The organism is Mycobacterium sp. JS623 (assembly GCF_000328565.1).
Lineage (GTDB): Bacteria > Actinomycetota > Actinomycetes > Mycobacteriales > Mycobacteriaceae > Mycobacterium.
Window position 1 is genome coordinate 5,411,838 of the sequence record NC_019966.1, and the last position, 22,061, is coordinate 5,433,898.

At 67.6% G+C, this 22,061-nt stretch carries 24 protein-coding genes, 1 pseudogene and 1 riboswitch; of the genes and pseudogenes, 13 read left to right on the forward strand and 12 right to left on the reverse strand.

Features of this window, described 5'->3' with window-relative positions; all coding sequences use genetic code 11:
- Positions 1-58: 58 nt before the first annotated feature.
- Positions 59-583: a CAP domain-containing protein gene (locus MYCSM_RS26305; protein ID WP_015309218.1), complete on the reverse strand. Its 525-nt coding sequence runs from the start codon at positions 581-583 to the stop codon at positions 59-61.
- Between the two features lie 147 nt (positions 584-730).
- Here MYCSM_RS26305 and serC point away from each other — a divergent pair, with 147 nt between their 5' ends.
- The 3 genes from serC to MYCSM_RS26320 all read left to right on the forward strand — a co-directional run bounded on the left by serC (position 731) and on the right by MYCSM_RS26320 (position 3,561).
- A complete protein-coding gene (gene serC / locus MYCSM_RS26310) occupies positions 731-1,843 on the forward strand; it encodes a phosphoserine transaminase (RefSeq protein ID WP_015309219.1) in 1,113 nt (370 codons plus the stop codon).
- 89 nt (positions 1,844-1,932) lie between these two features.
- On the forward strand, positions 1,933-2,715 hold the full coding sequence (gene sepH, locus MYCSM_RS26315) for a septation protein SepH (RefSeq protein WP_015309220.1): 783 nt from the start codon (positions 1,933-1,935) through the stop codon (positions 2,713-2,715).
- 42 nt (positions 2,716-2,757) lie between these two features.
- Positions 2,758-3,561 (forward strand): TIGR03620 family F420-dependent LLM class oxidoreductase, encoded by an 804-nt coding sequence (locus MYCSM_RS26320; RefSeq protein ID WP_015309221.1) that lies wholly within the window; start codon positions 2,758-2,760, stop codon positions 3,559-3,561.
- On the opposite strand, the gene MYCSM_RS26325 is transcribed toward MYCSM_RS26320, so the two are convergent.
- The 4 genes from MYCSM_RS26325 to MYCSM_RS26340 form a co-directional block, all read right to left on the reverse strand.
- Positions 3,551-3,805 carry a DUF2537 domain-containing protein gene (locus MYCSM_RS26325; protein ID WP_083906432.1) on the reverse strand — a complete coding sequence of 85 codons (255 nt, stop codon included), beginning with the start codon at positions 3,803-3,805 and terminating at the stop codon, positions 3,551-3,553. The two genes, MYCSM_RS26320 and MYCSM_RS26325, sit on opposite strands and share 11 nt — an antisense overlap.
- 51 nt (positions 3,806-3,856) lie before the next feature.
- On the reverse strand, positions 3,857-6,475 hold the full coding sequence (locus MYCSM_RS26330) for a LuxR C-terminal-related transcriptional regulator (RefSeq protein WP_041312706.1): 2,619 nt from the start codon (positions 6,473-6,475) through the stop codon (positions 3,857-3,859).
- A gap of 75 nt (positions 6,476-6,550) precedes the next feature.
- Positions 6,551-7,369 carry a TrmH family RNA methyltransferase gene (locus MYCSM_RS26335; protein ID WP_015309224.1) on the reverse strand — a complete coding sequence of 273 codons (819 nt, stop codon included), beginning with the start codon at positions 7,367-7,369 and terminating at the stop codon, positions 6,551-6,553.
- A complete protein-coding gene (locus tag MYCSM_RS26340) occupies positions 7,366-7,797 on the reverse strand; it encodes a MarR family winged helix-turn-helix transcriptional regulator (protein ID WP_015309225.1) in 432 nt (143 codons plus the stop codon). Before MYCSM_RS26340 ends, MYCSM_RS26335 begins: the two co-directional genes overlap by 4 nt.
- Positions 7,798-7,885: 88 nt before the next feature.
- Between MYCSM_RS26340 and MYCSM_RS26345 the strand changes: the two genes are divergently transcribed.
- Both MYCSM_RS26345 and MYCSM_RS26350 read left to right on the forward strand, forming a co-directional pair.
- Entirely contained in the window at positions 7,886-8,125 is a 240-nt protein-coding gene (locus MYCSM_RS26345; protein WP_015309226.1) for a DUF2530 domain-containing protein, read from the forward strand.
- A gap of 21 nt (positions 8,126-8,146) precedes the next feature.
- Positions 8,147-8,601: pseudogene (locus MYCSM_RS26350) on the forward strand (SRPBCC family protein).
- Here the strand turns inward: MYCSM_RS26350 and MYCSM_RS26355 are convergent.
- Positions 8,598-9,362 (reverse strand): DUF3027 domain-containing protein, encoded by a 765-nt coding sequence (locus MYCSM_RS26355; RefSeq protein WP_015309227.1) that lies wholly within the window; start codon positions 9,360-9,362, stop codon positions 8,598-8,600. The pseudogene MYCSM_RS26350 and the gene MYCSM_RS26355 sit on opposite strands and share 4 nt — an antisense overlap.
- Positions 9,363-9,545: 183 nt before the next feature.
- Between MYCSM_RS26355 and MYCSM_RS26360 the strand changes: the two genes are divergently transcribed.
- Together MYCSM_RS26360 and MYCSM_RS26365 are read left to right on the forward strand one after the other, a co-directional pair.
- Complete coding sequence (locus MYCSM_RS26360; protein WP_232425664.1) at positions 9,546-11,144, forward strand: MFS transporter; 1,599 nt, start codon at positions 9,546-9,548, stop codon at positions 11,142-11,144.
- Complete coding sequence (locus tag MYCSM_RS26365) at positions 11,141-11,623, forward strand: DUF2771 domain-containing protein (protein WP_015309229.1); 483 nt, start codon at positions 11,141-11,143, stop codon at positions 11,621-11,623. Before MYCSM_RS26360 ends, MYCSM_RS26365 begins: the two co-directional genes overlap by 4 nt.
- On the opposite strand, the gene MYCSM_RS26370 is transcribed toward MYCSM_RS26365, so the two are convergent.
- Together MYCSM_RS26370 and MYCSM_RS26375 are read right to left on the reverse strand one after the other, a co-directional pair.
- Positions 11,620-12,624, reverse strand: a complete 1,005-nt coding sequence (locus MYCSM_RS26370) for a glutathione S-transferase family protein (protein ID WP_015309230.1) — start codon at positions 12,622-12,624, stop codon at positions 11,620-11,622. The two genes, MYCSM_RS26365 and MYCSM_RS26370, sit on opposite strands and share 4 nt — an antisense overlap.
- Positions 12,625-12,653: 29 nt before the next feature.
- A complete protein-coding gene (locus tag MYCSM_RS26375) occupies positions 12,654-13,064 on the reverse strand; it encodes a cold-shock protein (protein WP_041312711.1) in 411 nt (136 codons plus the stop codon).
- Between the two features lie 156 nt (positions 13,065-13,220).
- Between MYCSM_RS26375 and MYCSM_RS26380 the strand changes: the two genes are divergently transcribed.
- The 4 genes from MYCSM_RS26380 to MYCSM_RS26395 all read left to right on the forward strand — a co-directional run bounded on the left by MYCSM_RS26380 (position 13,221) and on the right by MYCSM_RS26395 (position 16,599).
- On the forward strand, positions 13,221-13,625 hold the full coding sequence (locus MYCSM_RS26380; RefSeq protein ID WP_015309232.1) for a YccF domain-containing protein: 405 nt from the start codon (positions 13,221-13,223) through the stop codon (positions 13,623-13,625).
- Entirely contained in the window at positions 13,622-14,683 is a 1,062-nt protein-coding gene (moaA, locus tag MYCSM_RS26385) for a GTP 3',8-cyclase MoaA (RefSeq protein ID WP_015309233.1), read from the forward strand. The genes MYCSM_RS26380 and moaA overlap by 4 nt, the downstream gene beginning before the upstream one ends.
- 1 nt (position 14,684) lies before the next feature.
- Entirely contained in the window at positions 14,685-14,939 is a 255-nt protein-coding gene (locus MYCSM_RS26390; RefSeq protein WP_015309234.1) for a MoaD/ThiS family protein, read from the forward strand.
- Positions 14,940-15,187: 248 nt separating this feature from the next.
- Positions 15,188-15,363: riboswitch (cyclic di-AMP (ydaO/yuaA leader) on the forward strand.
- Positions 15,364-15,372: 9 nt separating this feature from the next.
- The gene (locus MYCSM_RS26395) at positions 15,373-16,599 is read left to right on the forward strand and encodes a transglycosylase family protein (RefSeq protein ID WP_015309235.1); all 1,227 of its coding nucleotides are present in this window, start codon (positions 15,373-15,375) and stop codon (positions 16,597-16,599) included.
- Positions 16,600-16,603: 4 nt separating this feature from the next.
- On the opposite strand, the gene MYCSM_RS26400 is transcribed toward MYCSM_RS26395, so the two are convergent.
- From MYCSM_RS26400 to MYCSM_RS26415, 4 genes are read right to left on the reverse strand one after another with little or no spacing between them, the layout of a single operon-like run.
- A complete protein-coding gene (locus MYCSM_RS26400) occupies positions 16,604-17,032 on the reverse strand; it encodes a molybdenum cofactor biosynthesis protein MoaE (RefSeq protein ID WP_015309236.1) in 429 nt (142 codons plus the stop codon).
- Complete coding sequence (locus tag MYCSM_RS26405) at positions 17,029-17,511, reverse strand: MogA/MoaB family molybdenum cofactor biosynthesis protein (RefSeq protein ID WP_015309237.1); 483 nt, start codon at positions 17,509-17,511, stop codon at positions 17,029-17,031. Before MYCSM_RS26405 ends, MYCSM_RS26400 begins: the two co-directional genes overlap by 4 nt.
- A gap of 25 nt (positions 17,512-17,536) precedes the next feature.
- A complete protein-coding gene (gene moaC / locus MYCSM_RS26410; RefSeq protein ID WP_015309238.1) occupies positions 17,537-17,962 on the reverse strand; it encodes a cyclic pyranopterin monophosphate synthase MoaC in 426 nt (141 codons plus the stop codon).
- Between the two features lie 56 nt (positions 17,963-18,018).
- Entirely contained in the window at positions 18,019-18,210 is a 192-nt protein-coding gene (locus MYCSM_RS26415) for a hypothetical protein (protein WP_015309239.1), read from the reverse strand.
- A 65-nt stretch (positions 18,211-18,275) separates the two neighbouring features.
- On the opposite strand from MYCSM_RS26415, the gene MYCSM_RS26420 reads away from it, so the two are divergent.
- Together MYCSM_RS26420 and MYCSM_RS26425 are read left to right on the forward strand one after the other, a co-directional pair.
- Positions 18,276-20,531 (forward strand): helicase-associated domain-containing protein, encoded by a 2,256-nt coding sequence (locus MYCSM_RS26420; RefSeq protein ID WP_015309240.1) that lies wholly within the window; start codon positions 18,276-18,278, stop codon positions 20,529-20,531.
- A 48-nt stretch (positions 20,532-20,579) separates the two neighbouring features.
- Positions 20,580-22,025: an alpha/beta hydrolase gene (locus MYCSM_RS26425; protein WP_015309241.1), complete on the forward strand. Its 1,446-nt coding sequence runs from the start codon at positions 20,580-20,582 to the stop codon at positions 22,023-22,025.
- The last annotated feature ends 36 nt before the right edge of the window (positions 22,026-22,061 follow it).

Below are 22,061 nucleotides of genomic sequence, written 5' to 3' on the forward strand. Positions count from 1 at the left end.
GAGCTGAAGCCAGCCGGCAGCGAGGACTACATCCACGACTCGAACGGATGGACGCTGCCTACGTCTTCCCGAAATCCCCCGCCGCGGTGAACTTGTCGCCATTGCTCACCGCCGAGAATCCCGCATCCGTGAATCCGCAGTCAGTGACGATCGCGCGGTGACGAGGGCTGTTCATCCACCAAGCGACCGCTGCGGCAGGGGTGCCGGCGCCGGGCCCGGTGCTCCAGAACACGATTTCTCCGAGGTTCGCATACGACACGTAACCCGCGTCCATGACGCGTTGGGCGGGTGAGGAGCCGTCCGAACCGGTGTGGCCCTGCACTCCGTTCGCCAGCATGTCGTTGGCCTGCCGCGCTGCGGACGCAGTCAGCTGCGGATTGGGGGCAACGGGGCCACAACCGTTCGCCGCGCGGGTGGCGTTGATCTGGTTCAGCACCGCGGCACCTTCGTCGCCGCCGATGGGCGTGCGGAGACTGCCGACTCCGCCGTCAGCTAGCGCCGGAGCGGCGGCGGGCACCGAACCGGAGAGCGTGATCGCCGCTGCACATGCAGTCAGCAACGCCGTAGCTTTTTCCATACCCATCAGGTCACAGTATGGTCACGGATGGCAGCGGCCGCAGGGGTGTTCACACTTTTCTCGGCAAACCCGTCAGCAAACTCCTGCCGATGCTGCGCTCGGGCCAACCCTCCCGGCAGAAAGCGTGCTGGTCCGGTCATTACTCTTGAGCCCATGGCCGAACTGACGATTCCCGCCGATCTCAAACCCGCCGACGGACGATTCGGCTGCGGCCCGTCCAAGGTGCGGCCGGAACAACTGCAGGCACTCGCCGCCGCAGGCGAGCTGTTCGGCACCTCGCACCGGCAGGCTCCCGTCAAGAATCTCGTCGGTCGCGTCCGCGACGGACTGCGCCAATTATTCTCGCTCCCTGAGGGTTACGAGGTCATCCTCGGCAACGGCGGCTCGACGGCGTTCTGGGATGCCGCGGCGTTCGGGCTGATCGACGAGCGCTCGCTGCACCTGACCTACGGCGAGTTCAGTTCGAAGTTCGCCTCGTGCGTCGTGAAGAACCCGTTCGTCGGGGAGCCGATCATCATCAAGGCCGACCCCGGCACCGCACCGAAACCGCAGTCGGATCCTTCTGTCGATCTGATCGCGTGGGCGCACAACGAAACCTCGACCGGTGTCGCGGTCCCCGTGCAGCGGCCCGACGGATCGGGTGACGCGTTGATCGCGATCGACGCGACGTCGGCCGCAGGCGGTCTGCCCGTCGACATCACCGATGTCGACGCCTACTACTTCGCGCCGCAGAAGAACTTCGCAGGCGACGGAGGGCTGTGGGTCGCGATCATGTCTCCCGCGGCGCTGGCCCGTGTCGAGGCGATCGCCGGCTCGGGCCGCTGGGTGCCCGACTTCCTTTCGCTGCCGATCGCGATCGACAACAGCACCAAGAACCAGACCTACAACACCCCTGCGATCGCCACGCTGATCCTGCTTGCCGAGCAGATCGACTGGTTGCTGGGCAATGGCGGGCTGGATTGGGCCGTCAAGCGAACCGCGGACTCGTCGCAGCGGCTGTACTCCTGGGCTGAGGCGTCGAAATTCGCAACGCCTTTTGTCGCTGATCCGGAGCTGCGGTCACAGGTGGTCGGCACCGTCGACTTCTCCGACTCCGTAGATGCTGGAGCCGTCGCGTCGATATTGCGGGCCAACGGCATCGTCGACACTGAGCCCTACCGCAAACTCGGTCGCAACCAACTGCGCGTCGGGATGTTTCCCGCCGTCGAGCCTGACGACGTCACCGCGCTCACCCAATGCATCGACTGGGTGGTGGAACGGCTCTGACCTGCCCGGGCGTGTCTGCGCGGTAACGGAGCGGTAACGCAGTAGGGTCCCCGTAATCGGGCTTGGGATTCGGTCCGGAGGAGGTCTAAATGCGGGAACTCAAGGTCGTCGGTCTCGACATCGATGGCAAACGAATCATCTGCGAGGCCGAAGGCCTCGGCGAGAAGTTCCTGCTGCGCCCCGATGATCGGCTGCGCGCGGCCGTGCGCGGCGACACGGTCGGATCAAGTCCACCCCAAAACGACACCGAGGTCCAAAGCGTGCTGCGTCCCAAGGACATTCAGGCCAAGATCCGGGCAGGCGCGTCCGTCGAACAGGTGGCGTCGGCCGCCGGCGTCGACATCGACCGCGTCCAGCGGTTTGCCAACCCAGTGCTGCTCGAGCGTTCGCGCGCGGCCGAGCTGGCAACCGCCGCGCACCCCGTGCTGCCTGACGGACCGTCGGTTCTGACGTTGTTGGAGACGGTGACTTCGGCATTGGTGGCGCGCGGTCTCGATCCGGAGAGCACCAACTGGGACGCGTGGCGCAACGAGGACGGCCGCTGGACCGTGCAGATGGGTTGGAAGGCCGGCCTGTCCGACCTCGTCGCGCACTTCCGTTACACGCCGGGGGCGCACGGCGGCACCGTGACCGCGTTCGACGATGCGGCGTGCGAGCTGATCGATCCCGACTTCGCCCGCCCGCTGCGGCCGCTGGCCCCGGTTGCGGAGCTCGCGTACGACGAGCCGGAGCCAGAACCAGCGCTGCCCATCGAAGAGCTCGCCGCGCCTGAACCGCCACCTGCACCGAAGCCGCGCGCTCGCAAGGGCAAGCCGGCCGTCCCGGCGTGGGAGGACGTGTTGCTCGGCGTGCGATCGAGCGGTCAGCGCTGAGCGCTTGACCTAAAGCGTCGTTGAGGTCCTAGCGTCGACCTCATGACCTTGGGACCGATCGGCCTCGCAAGCAGCTACCCGTACACCGACGACCCGGCTGTGGTCGCCGACGAGGCGCAACGCATTGAGGCCCTTGGCTTCTCGACGCTGTGGCGATCCGGCAATCTGCCGATGCTCGATGCGGCGGTTCGGGCAACGACGCACATTCCCGTCGCCACGGGCATCATCCCCGTCGACTCCGTGCCCGCTGCGGATGTCATCGCGATGTATCGATCACTGCAGCGCGAGCACCCGGGCCGCTTCATCGTGGGTCTCGGCGGTGCACACGGGGCACGACCTCTGAACACACTCAACGGCTACCTCGATGCACTGGACGAGGCCGGCGTCGCCGCTGACTCGCGGGTGCTGGCCGCGCTGGGCCCCAACATGCTGGCGCTCGCACGGGACCGGGCCAGCGGTGCATACCCGTTTCTGGTGACGCCGTCATACGTGGGCGATGCGCGCGCCGCGCTTGGCGCGGACAAGACTCTGGCGGTGTTGGTGATGGTGCTGCCGACGACGGATCGCGAGACGGCACGACAGGCGGCCGCCACCCCGCTGGGCTTCCTGACGAACGTGGGTGGATACCGACGAAACCTGCTGCGGCAGGGCTTTTCTGAGGCCGACATCGGTGACGTGAGTGATCGACTGCTCGACGGCATCGCCGCGTGGGGCGACATCGATTCGATTGCAACGCGGGTCGCGGAGTACCGCGCCGCAGGCGCCGATCAGGTGGTGGTGCGGATGCTCGGCGCCGACGACGAGCAGGCGTGGCAGGCAAGATTGGCCGAAGCACTCATCCGATGAGCCCGTCAAGGCCCATCGCAATCAGCGCGAGCCATGCGCCTGCGACGCCAACGCCGGAGCCGAGCACAAACCACCGCCAGACCGGCAGCTTGCGCCAGCCCCACACGGTCGGGGCCAGGCCGCCGACGGCGACCAGGTTCAGTCCGACGGCCAGCAGCGGATGCACGCGGGTCAAGCCCAGGCTGAGCACGACGACCGCGGCGGCGGTGACAGCCGCGACGAAAGCGGCCACGGTCAAACCCATCGCCCACGGGGTGGAGTCGTCGGTCACGGCGCCAATCTAGCGTGTCGGGGCTCAGTCCTCGTGCCGCCACAGCATCCTCTCCAGGTCCGCACGGCTGGCGGCCCCGGTGTTCAGCATGGCCCGGTAGATGTGGCCCTCGACCGTGCGCCGCGACAGGGTCAAGCGCTGCGCGACCTCCTTGGTCGACAACCCGCGGCGCAGCAGCGCGACAATCTCCCGTTGGCGCGCCGTCAGTGGCAAGGGGTCGGCGGCCAGCAGGAGAGCGGGCGTGCTGGCACCGCCGCACTCCTGCGCGATCACAGCCGCTCGGTTCGAGCACCCGAGCGCGGAACCCCGCATTCCCTGCCTGCGAAATTCCAGGGCAGCATGTGCGGTCGCGTCGAGGGCCGCGACCATGTCTCCCATCTGTTCGAAATCTTCGGAGACACCGTTCAATTCCGCCGGATCGCCGTCGTGCAGCGCACCGGCGAACCGAGCGGCTGCTGCCACGCGTGGTCCTTCGACCATCGTTTTCAACACATGCAGACGAGCTGCCGGGCTGCGGTCACCGAATTGCGTAGCCGCCTGAAGGCAAGCCACTTCTGCGGCGAATTGCCCACTGGCTCGGGCGGTTTGCGCTGCGGACAGCACGGTGCCGATCGCTTCCTTGACGGCGCCCTCAGCCGCGGCAACCCATGCGTTGGCCAGCGCAAGCTCGAAGTCCAGGTATCGCCAGCTCGGGTGGCGCTGCTTCTCCAGCGCGGTCAACGAATCACGCGCTTGGCTTGCCAACCCGCGCATAGCGAGCGCGATCGTGTACGGAAGCCCGTACCGGTAAGCCCATCCAACGGTGGTTCCAGACAATGCATTCACGGTCGGTTCCAGCAGAATGCATGCCTTGTCGAGCTTGCCCGCGCCAGCGGCAGCCACCCCAGCCAGGCCGTTGCTCAGCAGCTGCGAACCGGGTAAGTCAGCCGCTTGCTTGAGCAGTGGCTCCGCGACGTCGCACGCGTCAGCTATGCGACCAGCGTGCAGCAACGCGCCGATGTGCCCGTCGGCGATCACGAACCGCATCTGGGCGGCATCCGGTGAGCGCTGAGCGAAGGCATATGCAGCGCCCGCCGCCGCGACGGCTTCAGCGGTTCGGCCGCAGGCTCCGGCCGCCACGCAGTACGCCATCGCCGTGCTTGCTCCGACGATCGCTGGAAGCTCGTCGACGTGGAGCTTTCGGAACGATGTTGTCGCCGTGACCGGGTTGCCCGTCAACGACCAGTACACCGTCTGGATCGCATCGATGCAGGCCCGGTTCGGCATCGGCGAGGTGTGCGACGCATCGTCGATGAGCTGCTCTGCCCCGACAGGATCACCAAGGGTGAAAAGCATGTTCTGCACACGCATGAACACCAGCCGGCCCCAGTCGTCCTTCGTGATCTCGCCACGCAAGCTTGCTGCCAGCACGTCGTCGGCCTCAGCACCGCGGCTCAGCCAGGTAAGAGCATGCGCACGAACGAGATTCGCCTCAACGCCCGCTCCGGCATGAGCAGCAGCACTGGCCAGGTGCTCGGCAAGAGGCATGTCCGCCAGCCACACCGCACCCTGCGCAGCGCGCGTCAGCAGGGCCGGATCCGGCGCGAGGTCGGAATCGATCGCCAACGTCGCACGTCGCACCACAACGCGAATATCGTCGCGGTCGTCAGAGGCCGCGAGTTCGGCGGCCACCAACCCGCGCAGCCGCCGCATTCTGGTATGTGCCACGCGCGTTCGGCGCACCTCGCCATACAGGGGATGCGCGAGGCGGACGTCGACGCGGTGATCAAGGCGTTCGAACATGATGAGGCCGCGGACATCAGCCTCTTCGACCGCGGCGCGGTCGGTGATGCTGGTGAGCGCGCGCAGCGAAAGCGGCTCACTAACGGCGAGCACGTCGATGACGTCGCTGACCGAGGCTGGCAGGGTTCCGATCAGCGACTCGATCAGCTCGACTAGTCCCGGCGGCACAACGGGGTCACCGGCCCATCGCCATAATCCGTCGTGCTGCACTAGTCGCTGGTCGGCGACCTGCCGGTCGACGATGTTTCGCAGATACAGGACGTTGCCCCGCGTTAGCTCCCAAAGGGATTGCGCGGCATGCGGATGCACCGAGGCGCCGAGCGCTGCCGAAACCAGTTCGGTCGATTCCGTCTTGGACAGCGGCTGCAAATCCAGCCGATCGAAGGGTGCCGTCCGCCAGATGTCACGAATCTGTTCGGGAACGGGTTCCCCATGGCGATACGTGAGGACGACCTTGGCCCCCCGCCGCTGGACAATCTGCTGTACAACGAAAGTCGACAGATCGTCGAGCAGATGGACGTCGTCAACGGCGAGCAGGACTGGTGTGTGCGGCGCCGGAGAAGTCAGCGATTCGATGACGCCGCGGACGAGTTGAAGTAGCTCGGGGTGCTCGGCGGTTGTCGATTCTGTCCACGCGGCGAAGGCGCCCAGCGGCACTGCTCGCGACGAGGAGGTGCCGACCACCCAACGGACCGCATATCCCTTCGCGGTCGCCGCGTTGATGGCTTCGTGTGCAATTCGGCTCTTTCCCACGCCTGCCGAACCGGATATGAGCACGCCGCAGGTATCCGGATCCGCGATCGCGTCTCCGATTCGTCGCATTTCCTCGGACCTGCCGGTGAGCGGCCACGTCAAACGCACCCATCTAGCGTACGAGCGCGGCCTGTTTGCCGTGCGGATCTGAAGACCACAGCGATGTCGCGCGCCAGTCGTCGATCACGGCACGAGCCTGGCCCGTTCGTAGAACGCGAGGGCGGCGGCGGTCGCGACGTTGAGTGAATCGGTACCGCGCGACATCGGAACCCGGACTCGCATATCGCTGACCCGCATCACCGTTTCGGTCAATCCCGGGCCCTCCGCGCCGACGAGGAAAGCGACCTTAGCGTCGGCCATCTCCGCCATCGCCTCCGCCAGCGTGTGCGCCGACGGATCGGGCGTCATCGCAAGTAACCGAAAATCGTTGTCCCGCAGGATGTGAAGGTCGCCCGGCCAGGCCGCCGCCCCCGCATACGGCACCAGCAGCGCATGTCCCATCGACACCCGAACGGCACGCCGGTACAGCGGGTCGGCGCAGCCCAAACCGAAGATCACCGCGTCCACGCCGAGACCGGCGGCGTTGCGGAAGATCGACCCCAGGTTTTCGTGGTCGTTGACACCCTCGAGCACCGCGACCGTGCGTGCGCCCTCGAGCACCTGCGCGACGGACAGGTCGGGCGCGCGCGACGCGGATGCCAGCACGCCGCGGTTGAGATGAAACCCGACGACCTCGGCCATCAGGCCGGCATCGACCCGGTAGTACGGCGCGTCGACGCCAACCAGGTCGTCGCCGAGTTCGGCCAGCCGCCGGTCGGTGCCCAGCATTGCCCTTGGCCGAAAACGGGACGCCAGCATGCGCTGCACCACCAGCACGCCCTCAGCGATCACCAAGCCCTTTCCGCTGGGCAGATCGGGCCTTCGGTCCACGCTGTTGAGATCGCGAAAGTCGTCAAGCCTCGGGTCCGCAGGGTCGACCACGTCGATTACGTTGGGGCTCACGCGCTTTCGTCGACCATGCCCGTCATCAGATCGGCGGCGGCCATCAGCGTGTTGCGCTGGTCGGGCTCGAGGCGGTCGAGGCGCTGTTTCAGCCATTCCTGGCTGGCTCGGCGCTCGGCCTCGATCAGATTGGTGCCTGCCCGCGATACCGAAACCAGCACCTGACGGCCGTCTGCCGGATCGGCATCACGGTCGACGAAGCCGAGCTCGCACAGCGACGCGATGACCCGCGTCATTGACGGTGGACGCACGCGTTCGCGCGTGGCTAACGCGCCGGGCGTCATCGGGCCCTCCTTGGCAAGCGTCGACAGGGCCGACAGCTGCGAGAGTGAGACGGGGGAATCCGGGCGCCGAAACCGCAATTGGCGAGCCAGCCGGATCACTGCCAGCGACAGATCGCTCGCAAGCCGGGCGTCGACGTCTTTCACGAAGCAAAGAGTACCTAGCGGGTCTCAAGAAATCTTCGAAAAACCCGCGTGCATTTCTGACGCCGGAGTAATCGGCTACGTTGTCAGCGTGGCACCGGAACCGCCCGCATTGCCGGCCATCTTGCTGAAGCCATGGCCGGTCATCGTGGTGATCACGGCGGGTTGGCTCGTCGCGGTGGTGCTGGCGTTCAGCGTGTCCGGCCTGCAGGAGTGGAGGCCGTTCGCCATCGCGGGCCTAGCCGTCGGCGCTCTCGGCACGTCGATCATGCTGTGGCAACGTCGCGCTGTGCGCCGTGGTTCGCGAGGAGCCCAGAGCGGGCTCAGCTGAATTCGGATCGAGGAGGGGTAAATGGCAGCGCCGCTGTTGCAAGCAGAGATCGACATCGACGCACCGGTCGACAAGGTGTGGGCGTTGGTGTCCGATCTCAGCCGGATGCCGCAGTGGAGTCCACAGTGCCGGGTGAGGAGGCGCTGGGCCGGGTGCGACAAGGCACCATGACGATCAACTTCAACCGTCGCGGCCGGTTTTTCTGGTGGCCGACGACAAGCGTCCTCACCGAGGTGATTCCAGAAAAGAAGCTGGCGTTTCGGGTGCCGATCAATCACACGATCTGGAGCTACGAGCTGGAACCGACCGAGACCGGCACGCGCCTGGTGGAATCCCGACACGCCGAGAGCGGTGTGACGGCGTTTTCGAACATGAGCGTGAACGCGTTGATGGGCGGTGTGCCGAATTTCGAACGCGAACTGGTCGAGGGGATGAACGCGACGCTGTCGCGCATCAAAGCGGCTGCGGAGCGCTAGCTTTCGGGCTCGACTACCTCGAGCACGCCATCATCGAACGGGTCGTACAACGGAGAACCTGTGCCAGGTGGTTGCGGCGTGTCCGAGTGTGCGCCGCAACCGTATTCGGATTCGACGACATGCCCGTCAGCGGCGAGCTCGTTGGCGCACACACCGAACATCGTGCCGAGCGCCCCGGCCAGCGGAATGTAGAAGCCGCAGTCTCGGCACACCCGGCGGGAGGACCTGGCCATCGCCGATCCCGGACCGAAATCACCGTCGTGCCAGCGTTGTGCGGCATCACTGCGGCCGAACTCGCTGAGCACCTGACGGCGGCCAAGCCCGAGCTCGACCGCGACCTCATCCACCAACGGATCGCCGCTTGCCGTATACCCGGGCACCAGTCTGGGGTCGTTGGTGGCCGGCGCGAGCAGGTCCCCGGGACTCAGGTCACCCGGCTTGATGCGCTCCTCCCACGGCACCCACTTGGGCGCCAGCAACGCGGTCGGGCCGGGGACCAACACGACTTCGCTGATGGTCGCGTGGTGGGCGCCCGGGCAGGCGGCGACCACGACGGCCCACTGCCAGCCTTTGTAGCCAGGCATATCGGCCAGGAACCGATGCGTGGCGGACGTCGGGTCCTCAAAGCTGGCCCCGAGGTACTCCCCCAGGGTGTCCTCGCCACTGAACTCGACGATCGCCGCGCGCGCCTGCTCGACGGCGCCCATCAGCACCGCCTCCAGGTCCGGGCGATCGTCGGTGTCCACGCTGTCCATCGCCATCAATAGTGCCTGACCCGCGAACCTGGAGCCACACCGGTCACCTGCACGCCCGCTACCGCCTCGATGGGGGAGAATCGTGGCGTGACCGGATCGCGGCGTGATCACGGAGACCCGCGGGGTCGGCGTGAAGACCGTTATTACCCGCCGCGTCCGCCTTCCGATGCCGACGGGGAGCATCCCGGGATGGCGAACTACCCCAGCGACCCCGACGTGGGCGTCGGCTATCGACGCCCGCGACGCTCGTCGTCGGCGCCCAGTGCCAACCGGTGGCTGCCCCCGCTCGATGACCGCTCCGGCCGCGAGCATCCGTCGGCGCCGCCGCCCACCGTGGGCTCGGGCGCGGGTGAGAGGATCACCGTCACCCGCGCGGCCGCGCAGCGCAGCCGCGAAATGGGTTCGAAAATGTACGGTTTGGTGCACCGCGCGGCCACGGCCGACGGTGCGGATAAGTCCGGCCTGACCGCACTGACGTGGCCGGTGGTGGCCAACTTCGCCGTCGACGCGGCGATGGCCGTCGCATTGGCCAACACGTTGTTCTTCGCCGCCGCTTCCGGGGAGAGCAAGGGCAAGGTCGCGCTGTACCTGTTGATCACCATCGCCCCGTTCGCGGTGATCGCCCCCCTGATCGGCCCCGCGCTGGACCGGCTGCAGCACGGCCGCCGCGTTGCGCTGGCCGCATCGTTCGGCTTGCGGACCGCGCTCGCGATGGTGCTGGTCGCCAACTACGACGGCCTCACCGGCAGCTACCCGTCGTGGGTGCTATATCCGTGCGCACTCGGAATGATGGTGCTGTCCAAGTCTTTTAGCGTGCTGCGCAGCGCGGTCACCCCGCGTGTGCTGCCGCCGACGATCGACCTGGTGCGGGTGAACTCGCGGCTGACGACGTTCGGGTTGCTGGGCGGCACGATGGTCGGCGGAGCGATCGCTGCGGGCGCGGAGTATCTGCTCGGGGTGGTGCACCTGCCCGGCGCGCTCTACGTCATCGTCGCGGTCACCCTCGTCGGCGCGGCATTGTCGATGCGGATCCCCAAGTGGGTCGAGGTGACTGCGGGTGAGGTGCCGACCACGCTGTCATATCACGGCCGCAGCGGGGAGTTGCGGCGTCATCCCGAACAGCACAAGACTTCGGCCGAGCCGCGACAACCTTTGGGCCGCAACATTATTGCTGCACTGTGGGGTAACTGCACCATCAAGGTGATGGTCGGGTTCCTGTTCCTGTATCCCGCGTTCGTAGCGAAGTCGCATGACGCCGGCGGCTGGGAGCAGTTGCGCATCCTCGGGGTGATCGGCGCAGCCGCGGCGATCGGCAACTTCGCGGGCAACTTCACTGCGGCGCGGTTGAAGCTCGGCTACCCGGCGCTGCTGGTCGTGCGCTGCACAATCGCGGTCACGACGTTCGCCTTTGCGACCGCATTGACCGGCAAGCTGATGGTGGCGGCGCTGGCCACACTGATCACCTCTGCGGCCGCGGCGATCGCGAAGGCCTCACTCGACGCGTCGCTGCAGGACGATCTGCCGGAGAAGTCCCGCGCGTCGGCGTTCGGCCGCTCAGAGTCGTTGCTGCAGTTGGCCTGGGTGGCGGGCGGCGCGACCGGCGTTCTGGTCTACACCGATCTGTGGGTGGGTTTCACGGCGATCACCGCGATCCTGATCGTCGGGCTGGCGCAGACCGTGGTGAGCTACTTCGGCGAGTCGCTGATACCCGGCTTTGGCGGCAACCGTCCGGTGCTTGCGGAGCAAGAGGGCGGCAGGCCGGATCGGGCGGCGGTGGCGCCGGAGTGAAACGCGTTGTCGCCGCGCTGGCGATCGTCGCGATCGTCGCGTCTGTCCTCACCGGTGTGCTGGTCTGGCGCCTCGTGCAAGACCCGCGGCCGAAACATCCCGAGATCAGCGCCTATTCGGATGGCCAGCTGGTAAGGGTGGGACCATACCGGTACTGCGAGGTGCTGAACCCCACCGAGTGCGAAACTCCCAAGGCCGCCGGCGAATTGCGCGTCGACCAGCGTCATGCCGTGCAGTTGTCGGTGCCGACCGAAATCGCCCGCGCACCATGGGTTTTGGTTCGGTCGTATGAGGGGGGCGATGTCGTCTCCGAATTCCGGCCGGAGACGAAACTGGCGGTCACCATCCCCGCCGTGGATCCACACCGCGGCAGATTGTTCGGCATCGCCGTGCAGCTGCCGACACTGGTGCGCGATGAGGCGGGCAACGAGTTTCCGGTGCCACACGCGGAGTGGTCGGTGCGGACGGTCTGGCCCTAGCCCGCGCCGTGCCCGTCCGGCACCCGCTCACCCTCGCGCGTCGGGCCAGGTGGTGTGCCGTCCCCAAAGGGACTGCCGCCCAACGCTTCCCGGCCGTGTGGCGTCAACCAATTGGATAGATCGGGCCCTTTCGGCACGATCTGGGTCGGGTTGATGTCCTTGTGCACGATGTAGTAGTGCTGCTTGATCTGCACGAAATCGATGGTGTCGCCGAAGCCAGGTGTCTGGAACAGATCCCGCGCGTAGGCCCATAGGACCGGCATCTCCGCGAGCTTCTGGCGGTTGCACTTGAAGTGGCCGTGGTAGACGGGATCGAAGCGGGCCAGCGTCGTGAACAGCCTGACGTCGGCCTCGGTGATGGTGTCGCCGACCAGATAGCGCTGGTTCGACAACCGATCGGAAAGCCAGTCGAGCGCGGTGAACAACCGGTCGTAGGCCTTGTCGTAAGCCTCCTGCGACCCCGCAAAGCCGCAGCGGTACACGCCGTTGTTGACCTCGGTGTAGATGCGCTGGGCGACCTCGTCGATCTCGTCGCGCAGCCCTTCGGGGTACAGCTGCGGCGCGCCTTCGCGATGGAACTTGGCCCACTGCGTGGAGAAGTCCAGCGTGATCTGTGCGAAGTCATTGGTGACGACCTCACCCGTCACCACCTCGACGATCGCGGGCACCGTGATGCCCTTCTCGTAATCAGGGAAACGCTTGAGGTACGCGTCCTTGAGCCGCGGGATCCTCAGTACGGGATCGACACCGCCCGGGTCAAGGTCGAACGTCCAGCTGTCGTCGTCGTGCGTCGGACCGCAAAAGCCAATGGAGAGCACGTCTTCCAGGCCCAGCAGGCGTCGCACGATGATGGTGCGGTTGGCCCACGGGCAGGCGCGCGCGACGACGAGTCGATACCGGTCTGGTTCGACGGGGTAGCCGTCGCGCCCGTCAGCTGTGATGCGGGTGGTGATGTAGTTGGTGTCGCGGTTGAACTCACCGCCGCCTGCGACGTATGCCATGCCTTCAGTGTTCCCCCGCCGAGTAGAAGTCAGGCGTCGAGTTCGCGTGCGACGGCCTTGACGACCTCGGAGACCCGGCGGGCGACCTTGCGGTCGGGGTAGCGACCCTTGCGCAGCTCCGGCTGCACCGTGCCTTCGAGCAGCGTGATCATGTCTTCGACCATGCCGTGCAACTCATCCGGGGTGTGCTTGTGCTCGGCGGCCGCCGCCTCGCGACGAGTCCGCGTCAGGCTGGGCGGAGGGTCGATGAGCTTCAGGCTCAACGCCTGCGGGCCCCGCCGGCCGGCGGCCACGCCGAACTCGACGCGCTGACCGGCCTTCAGGCCCTCGACACCAGTGGGCAGCGCAGAGGACCGGACGTAGACGTCCTCACCGTCTTCTTGCGACAGAAAGCCGAAGCCCTTCTCGGCGTCGTACCACTTAACCCGGCCGGTCGGCACTGGTCTCACCCGCTTGTCTCTAACGAAAACGACTACATAGGAGTACATACGAAAGCGCCCCGCCTGCGCCGGGACGCGTTTAGGTGATCCTACTCGGACGCCGCAGAACCGAGCACCCCCTTTACTCGGTAGTCTGAAACCACTGCTGGAGGAAAGATGCGGCTGATCCTGAACATTATTTGGTTGGTCTTCGGCGGCCTCTGGCTGGCGTTGGGCTACCTGGTTGCCGCGCTGATCTGCTTCGTCTTGATCATCACGATCCCGTTCGGGTTCGCCGCGCTGCGCATCGCGCTCTATGCGCTGTGGCCGTTCGGCAACACCATCGTCGACAAGCCAGGCCCGCGACCCGGCGCGCTGATCGGCAACGTCATCTGGGTCATCCTGTTCGGCATCTGGCTGGCCATCGGCCACGTGATCACCGCAGTGGCGATGGCGATCACGATCATCGGCATTCCACTGGCGCTGGCCAACCTGAAGCTGGTCCCGGTGTCGCTGTTCCCGCTCGGCAAGGAGATCGTGCCGGTCGATTCCCTCCACACCCCGATGCGAGCGGCCGCATGACCATCACCGAGCTCGGCGTGCCGTCGGTGCAGCGTCCCGTGCGGGGGATGCCGATCGACGGACCGATGGTCGACACCTTCGGCCGCGTCGCGACGGATCTGCGCGTTTCGCTGACCGACCGCTGCAATCTGCGCTGCACCTACTGCATGCCGGCCGAGGGCCTGGACTGGCTGCCGGGCGAGCAGCTCTTGCGCACCGACGAGCTGGCCCGGCTGTTGCGCATCGCAGTCACCAGGCTCGGCATCACCAGCGTTCGGTTCACCGGCGGTGAGCCTTTGGTGGCCAAGCACCTCGAGGACGTCGTCGCCGCCACCGCCGCGCTTCGGCCGCGGCCCGAGATCACGTTGACCACCAACGGCATTGGGCTCGACAAGCGGGCCGCCAAGCTCAAGGCGGCCGGCCTGGACCGGATCAACGTCTCCCTCGATACCGTCGACGCCGCACGCTTCGCCCACATCACCCGCCGCGACCGCCTGCCCGACGTAATAAAAGGACTCGCGGCCGCAAAGGCAGCCGGGCTGAGCCCGGTGAAGGTCAACGCCGTGCTGGATCCGGTCACCGGCCTCGACGACGCCGTCGCGCTGCTTGCGTTCTGCATCGACAACGGCTACCAGCTGCGCATCATCGAGCAGATGCCACTTGACGCAGGCCACGAATGGAAGCGCGGCCGGGCGATCGCCGCCGACGACGTGCTGGCCGCCCTGCGCCGACGTTTCGACCTGCGACCCGATCAGGCGCCGCGCGGATCGGCGCCCGCAGAGCTGTGGGAGGTCGTTGACGGCCACGCCGTCGTGGGCAAGGTCGGCATCATCGCCTCGGTCTCGCATGCGTTCTGCGCGGCCTGCGACCGCACGCGGTTGACCGCCGACGGTCAGGTCCGCAACTGCCTGTTTGCCCAGCACGAGACCGACCTGCGGCGCCTGTTGCGTTCCGGCGCCGACGATGACGCACTGGCGGTGGCCTGGCGGGCCACCATGTGGGTCAAAGCGGCGGGCCACGGCATCAACGACCCGGACTTCGTGCAGCCGGACCGCCCGATGAGCGCGATCGGCGGCTGAGATGGCGGCGAAGGTGACCGTCCGCTACTTCGCGGCCGCGCGTGCCGCTGCTGGCTTCGACGACGAAATCATCGGCGTCGCGCCGGGCACTACCGTCGGCGCGCTGGTGCAAAATCTCGGCGAACGCAGTGCCGAGCTCGCGAACGTGCTGAGCCGATGCTCGTATCTTTGCGACGGAATTGCGGTGCGGGACTTGGGATTGACGTTGAGCGACGCTCAAACCGTCGATGTTCTTCCCCCATTCGCCGGCGGATAAGAGTGATTTGCATCACATAACGGAATGGTCACAAGATGACCACGGACCGTTACCTGTGAAAGCGCACCTGCGGAAATGCGTTGGCGTCCTGGGGATTTAGAGCCTTTTTAGAATTAGCTTGACGCCGAATCGCCGAGCCCGTTAAAAGGTGACGTCGTCAACGCGACCCGTTAGCGTTCAGTCCCAAGCCATCGACCCGTAATCGTTTGGCCTGCCGTGTCCGATAGCGCCGAGCTCCATCCGTTGGACACGGGACAACGACGAACAACTTGGATGGAGGCGGGGGACCCACCGGTCCACCGAAATACACAGGACCAGGAGCCGCTTGCGGCCCCTTGGGGTGAAGCCGTGTCCAACACGGCCGGGCAACCTCTCCAGCCCGAACCCGACAGCTGACCTCGTAGGCGCGAATAAGAGAGGACCTAACGCACCTATGAGTGGACGGCACCGCAAGCCCACTTCATCTGCAGTAAGCGTCGCCAAGATCGCCTTCACCGGCGCGGTCATCGGCGGCGGAAGCCTTGCCCTCGCCGGGCAAGCTGGCGCCGCCACCGACGGCGAATGGGACCAGGTAGCCAAGTGCGAATCTGGCAATAACTGGGCCATCAACACCGGAAACGGCTATCAGGGTGGGCTGCAGTTCACGCAGAGCACCTGGGCCTCACACGGCGGCGGCCAGTACGCCCCGTCGGCGCACATGGCCACCAAGGAAGAGCAGATCGCGGTCGCCGAGCGCGTGCTCGCCACGCAGGGCAAGGGTGCATGGCCCGTCTGCGGTGGCCCGCTGTCCGGTGCGACGCCGCGCAATGTTGTCGCGCCGCAGCCGCTCGACAACCCCGACGTCAACGGCGAACTGCCTGCGCCGGATCCGGTCGTTCCCCCGCCGCCGCCGGAGGCCGCGCCGATTGACGAGTTGTCGGCTCCGGTGCCCGATGCGCCGCCCGCCGCGCCGGTGGACGCGCCCCTGCCCGCGCCCGAGCAGGCCCCGATCGTCGACGCTTCACTGGAGGCGCCGCTGCCCCCTCCGCCGCCGGTCGATGCACCGCCGCCGGTGGTCGACAACGTCGCGCTCGCTGACAACTGGGACCACGCTGACGCCCCGGCACCCGCCGCCCAGCCGGACCTGTGGGCCCTGCACGCCCCGGCGCCGCTCGACCCTGTACTGCCGCCGCTCCCGCCCGCCCCACCGGCTCCCCCGGCGCCGCCCGCGCCGGGGGCCGTTGCGGCACCCGCACCGGACCCACTGGCCCCGCTCAACGCGGTCAACATTCCGGGCCAGGCGTATGACATCGCGAACCAGGCGACCACCGATCCCGCTGCGGCCCTGCCGACGCTGCCCGACGGTGTCCCGCACCTGGCGAGCCCGGACGCCCCGCCGCCCGGCTCGACGATGGATCCGAGCGTGAACGGCAACGACGGCCCGAACGTCAGCTACCTGAAGGACTTGTGGCAGGCCGTCCAGAACCATGACATCAGCGGCAAGGAAGCGTTGATCATGGGGCTGTCCCAGCGCGGGATGAACACGCCATACCCGGAGCAGGGTCCTGGCCCCAACGTGCCGGTCGGCCCGGCGGCCCCGGTCGATCCGGCCGCCCCGCCCGCACCCGGCGCACCTGTCCCGCCACCGGCACCGGGCGCACCGATCCTGCCGCCCGCTTAGGCGATCACGCCGAGTTCACCCACTCGTCGGAGCCGTCGGCGAAGAATTGGTGCTTCCACACCGGTAGCCGCGCCTTGACCGTGTCGACCAGTCGCGCGCACGTCTCGAATGCGGCTGCCCGATGGTCGGCAGCGACGGCAGCCACCAGGGCCGCGTCGCCGATCTGCAGCGTGCCGATGCGGTGACTGACCGCGATGGCGCGCACACCGTGACAGTCGGCCGCGATCTCGGCGGCCACGTCGGCCAGAGTCTGCTGCGCCGAGGGGTGCGCGGAATACTCCAGCCGGGTCACGGTGCGGCCGCCGTCATGATCGCGGACCACACCCGCGAATCCGACTACGGCTCCGGCAGATTCGTGTGACACCAGCGCCTCGTAGTCCGACAGCTCGATCGGCTGCTCGGTCAGATCGACGCGTAAGACGACGGCGGTCATCGGGTGTGGTCCTTACCCCTGAGTTGGTCGAGCGCGTGCTCGAGGACGTCGTCGAGCACCCCGAGGCCGTCCTTGACGCCCCCGGTGGAGCCGGGCAGGTTCACGATCAACGTGCGGCCGCTGACGCCGCATATGCCGCGTGAGAGCACCGAGGTCGGCACGTGCGGCAGGCCTGAGCGCCGGATCGCATCGGCAAGGCCGGGGATCTGATAGTCGACGATGTCGGCGGTGGCTTCCGGTGTGGAGTCCGTCGGCGAAATGCCGGTGCCGCCGGAAGTGATTACTACATCGACGTTTTCACCGATCGCGGCGGACAGCGCGCGGCTCACGTCGGCACCGTCGGGGACTACGACGGGTGCCGGCGTCGTGATGCCCTGCCCGTTGAGCCAGTCGACGATGATCGGTCCGGTGCGGTCCTCGTATACGCCGGCCGCGGCGCGCGTGGACGCGATCACCACCCGGCCCGTCCGCGTCGTCATCGTCGGTTCTTCGCGCAAGCGCTCATCACCTCGTCCACGACCCCGTCTTGCCGCCCTCTTTGCGCAGCACCCGGATGTCGCCGATGCGGGCTGCGGGATCGACGGCTTTGATCATGTCGAAGAGCGTGAGCGCGGCGACGCTGACGGCGGTCAGCGCTTCCATCTCGACGCCGGTGCGGTCGGTGGTGCGCACGGTCGCGGTGATACCGATGCGGTCGTCGCCGATCTCGAAGTCGACGTCGACACCCGTGAGCGCCAGCGGGTGGCAAAGCGGGATGAGGTCGCTGGTGCGCTTGGCGGCCATGATGCCGGCGATGCGGGCGGTGGCCACGGCGTCGCCCTTGGGCAGCCCGCCCGATGCGATCAGCGCGACCACCTCAGCGGTCGTATGAAAGGTTCCTGCGGCGACGGCGGTGCGCTTGGTGGCGTCCTTACCCGTGACGTCGACCATGTGCGCCGCGCCTGACTCGTCGAGGTGCGATAAGCGACGCGCGGAGTCGGTCACCGCTACTTGTTGACCACCGTGACTGGATGTACGTACGGAAGCTCGTCGGCAGGCTGCGGAAACACCAGCTCACCGAATGGCGACAGCGCGCCGGTGCGGTCCGTGGCCAGCTCGCTGACCGCGTGATCGTCATCGCCGTTGACCGCGGGCCAGCCCGGGTCGACGTACTGTTTCTTGCCCTTGTTGTCAGCCACGTGGACATTGTGGCAGGCGCCGCGACCAGTGGCGACACCGGCAGGGTCCTTTACGCTGGTCAGCAATGACCGAAACTTCTCCGGGCGTCCCGCTGGGCGCCTGGTTGGCCGAGCTCGACGACGAGCGGCTGATCCGGCTGCTGGAGCTGCGGCCCGACCTGACCCAGCCACCGCCGGGCACCATCGCGGCGCTGGCGGCGCGCGCCCAGGCCCGGCAGTCGGTAAAGGCCGCCACCGACGGGTTGGATTTCCTGCGGCTCGCGGTGCTCGACGGGTTACTCGTCCTGCATGCGGACACCGCGGCGGTCCCACTGTCCAAGCTGCTAGCCCTGATCGGGGACCGCGCGAGCCAGGACACCGTTACCGCGGCCGTCGACGACCTTCGCGCGCGCGCTCTGGTGTGGGGCGGCGACACCGTACGCGTGGCAGCCGAGGCGTCCGCGGGCCTGCCGTGGTATCCCGGGCAGGCCGTTTTGGAGGACGGGGACGAGCAGACGGATATCGCCGCCCGGATCGAGGCGCTCGACGGCCCGCAGCGCGAGTTGTTGCAGCGGCTGCTGGAGGGTTCGCCGATGGGCCGCACCCGCGACGCCGCGCCGGGCACTCCGCCGGACCGGCCCGTGCAGCGGCTGCTGGCCGCCGGGCTGCTGCGTCAGGTCGACGACGAAACCGTGATCCTGCCGCGGCTGGTCGGTCAGGTGATGCGCGGCGAGCAGCCGGGGCCGACGCATCTGACGCCACCCGATCCGACGGCGTCGACCACCTCCGCCGCCGACGTCGACGCGGTGGCCGCCGGCGCGGCCATCGATCTGCTGCGCGAGGTCGAGCTGGTGCTCGAAACCCTCGGCGCCACACCGGTTCCCGAGCTTCGCAGTGGTGGGTTGGGCGTGCGCGACGTCAAACGAATGACCAAGGTGACCGGCATCGACGAAACCCGACTCGGGCTGATCCTCGAGGTGTCGGCGGCCGCGGGACTTATCGCCGCAGGGATGCCAGAACCCGATCCGCACGACGGCGCCGTCGGCCCGTATTGGGCCCCGACGGTGGCCGCCGACAGGTTCATCGAATCGCCGACAGCCTCTAAATGGCACCTGCTGGCGTCGACGTGGCTGGACCTGCCGGGCAGGCCGAGCCTGGTCGGTGGCCGTGGCCCCGACGGCAAACCCTATGCGGCGCTGTCGGATTCGCTGTTCTCAACGGCTGCCCCGCTCGACCGGCGGCTGCTGCTCGACGTGCTGACCGACCTACCCGCGGGATCCGGCGTCGACGCCACCTCGGCGTCCCGCGCGATGACGTGGCGGCGTCCCCGCTGGGCCGCGCGGCTGCAACCCGGCCCCGTCGGCGACCTGCTGACCGAGGCGCATGCCTTGGGTGTGGTCGGCCGCGGTGCGATCGCGTCGCCTGCGCGCAAGCTGCTGGCCGAACAGTCGGCCGACGATGTCATCGCCACGATGGACGAGGTGCTGCCCGCACCCATCGACCACTTCCTGCTGCAGGCCGACCTGACGGTCATCGTGCCGGGACCACTCGAACGCGATCTGGCCGAACAACTGGCTGCGGTGGCGACGGTGGAATCGGCAGGCGCGGCGATGGTGTACCGGGTGACAGAGGCGTCGATCCGGCGTGCTCTCGACACCGGCCGGACCGCAAGCGAGTTACACGCATTGTTTAGCAAGCACTCGAAAACACCTGTGCCGCAAGGCTTGACGTATCTGATCGATGACGTTGCGCGCAGGCACGGACAACTGCGGGTCGGCATGGCGCAGTCGTTTGTGCGATGTGAGGACCCGGCCCTGCTCGCACAGGCCGTTGCGACGCCCGCGGCCGACCAGTTGGAGATGCGGCTGCTCGCGCCGACCGTGGCGGTGTCTCAGGCGCCGATCTCCGAGGTGCTCGCCACGCTACGCGGTTCCAATTTCGCCCCCGCCGCTGAGGACTCGACCGGCACGATCGTCGACCTCCGCGCACGCGGCGCCCGCGTGCCCGCACCGCCGGGACGGCGCCGCGCGCATCGCCCGCCGACGCCAACCAGCCAGACCCTTGGCGCCATCGTCGCGGTGCTGCGAAAGGTCGCATCGGCGCCGTTCGGGAACATGCGCCTCGACCCCGCCGTCGCCATCACGCAGTTGCAGGAGGCCGCGCACCACCAGTCCTCGGTGGTGATCGGCTACGTGGACCCGGCAGGAGTGGCGACGCAGCGGGTGGTGGCACCGATCAACGTCCGTGGCGGCCAGCTGACGGCGTACGACCCAGCATCGGGCCGGGTTCGCGAATTCGCGATCCACCGCGTCACTTCGGTGGTGGCCGCAGACGCCGGATAGCTAGCTACGACACAGCTGGTTCACAGGACCGTTGGTGAATATGTCTGTGTGACAACGCTGTTAACCGAGGCACCAGCGGCACCGGCCGGCTATCGGCACGGCCTGTCCTTGTTGCACGGGTGGCTGCCGCCGACTGTGTGGGCGGTGGCCGCTGTGGTGCTGGTGCTGGCGATCGGTTGGCGGTCGCGGAAGTGGCGCATGGTGTGGCTGCCGGTGGCGATCGCCGTCGGCCTGATCGCGGCGGCGTGGACACATTGGTACATCGACTCGCAGGGCATGGCGGGCGATCCGGCGCCGTCGTCGCTGTGGATCTGGGTCGGCCTGACCGGCCTTGCGGTGGCCGTCGCGGTACTCGGTTGGCGCAGCAGCCGGTGGCGGCGCCGGACCGTGTCGCTGCTGGCCATTCCGCTGTGTCTGCTCAGCGCGGGGGTTGCGGTGAACCTGTGGGTCGGCTACTTCCCGACGGTTCAGGCTGCCTGGAACGAGTTGACCGCGGGGCCGCTGCCCGACGAAACCGATCTGACTACCGTGATGGCAATGCGCGGCAAGGGCGCTCCGCCGCACGGCGCGCTGGTGCCGGTGACGATTCCCGCCGACGCGTCAGGATTCAAACACCGCACCGAACTCGTATACCTGCCGCCGGCGTGGTTCGCCGCGAATGCGCCCAAGCTGCCGGTGGTGATGATGATCGCCGGTGAGTTCAACACCCCGTCGGACTGGCCGCGCACCGGTAACGCGATCGCCCCGATCGACCGCTTCGCCGCCGAGCATGGCGGTAATGCGCCAGTGTTCGTTTTCGTCGACGTCGGCGGGTCATTCAACAACGACACCGAATGCGTCAACGGGCCGCGCGGCAATGTCGCCGACCATCTGACCAAGGACGTACCGCCATACGTGTCAACCACTTTCGGCGTCCAGGGCAGCCACTGGGGCGTTGTCGGCTGGTCGATGGGCGGCACCTGCGCTGTGGATCTGACCGTGATGCACCCGGGGTTGTTCAGCACGTTCGTCGACGTCGCCGGCGACATGGGACCCAACGCCGGAACCAAGGAGCAGACCATCGCCCGCATCTACGGCGGCGACGCCGCCAAGTGGGCGGTCTACGACCCCACCACGGTGATCGACAAGCACGGCCCTTACCAGGGCGTGGCGGGCTGGTTCGCGATCTCGTCGGACGCCCCGACGCCGCGCAAAGGCGGGTATGGCAATCCGAATGCGGTCGGCCTCGGCGGTCAGGACGCCGCGGGCAATCCCGGTGATCAGACCGACGCCGCCAACTCCCTGTGCAAGGTGGGCAAGGCCAACGGCATCGCATGCGCGGTCGTCGCGTCGCCGGGTAAACACGACTGGCCGTTCGCAATGGACGTGTTCAAGGACTCGCTGCCGTGGCTGGCCGGCCAGGTCGGCACGCCCGGTGTGCCCCAGATTGCGCTGCCCGGAGGGGGCGGCGCGGCCGCGCCGGCGGGCGCGCCGGCCCAGGCAGCGACCCACTGAACGGCGGCACGTCGGCGTCATCCGGATAATGGACAA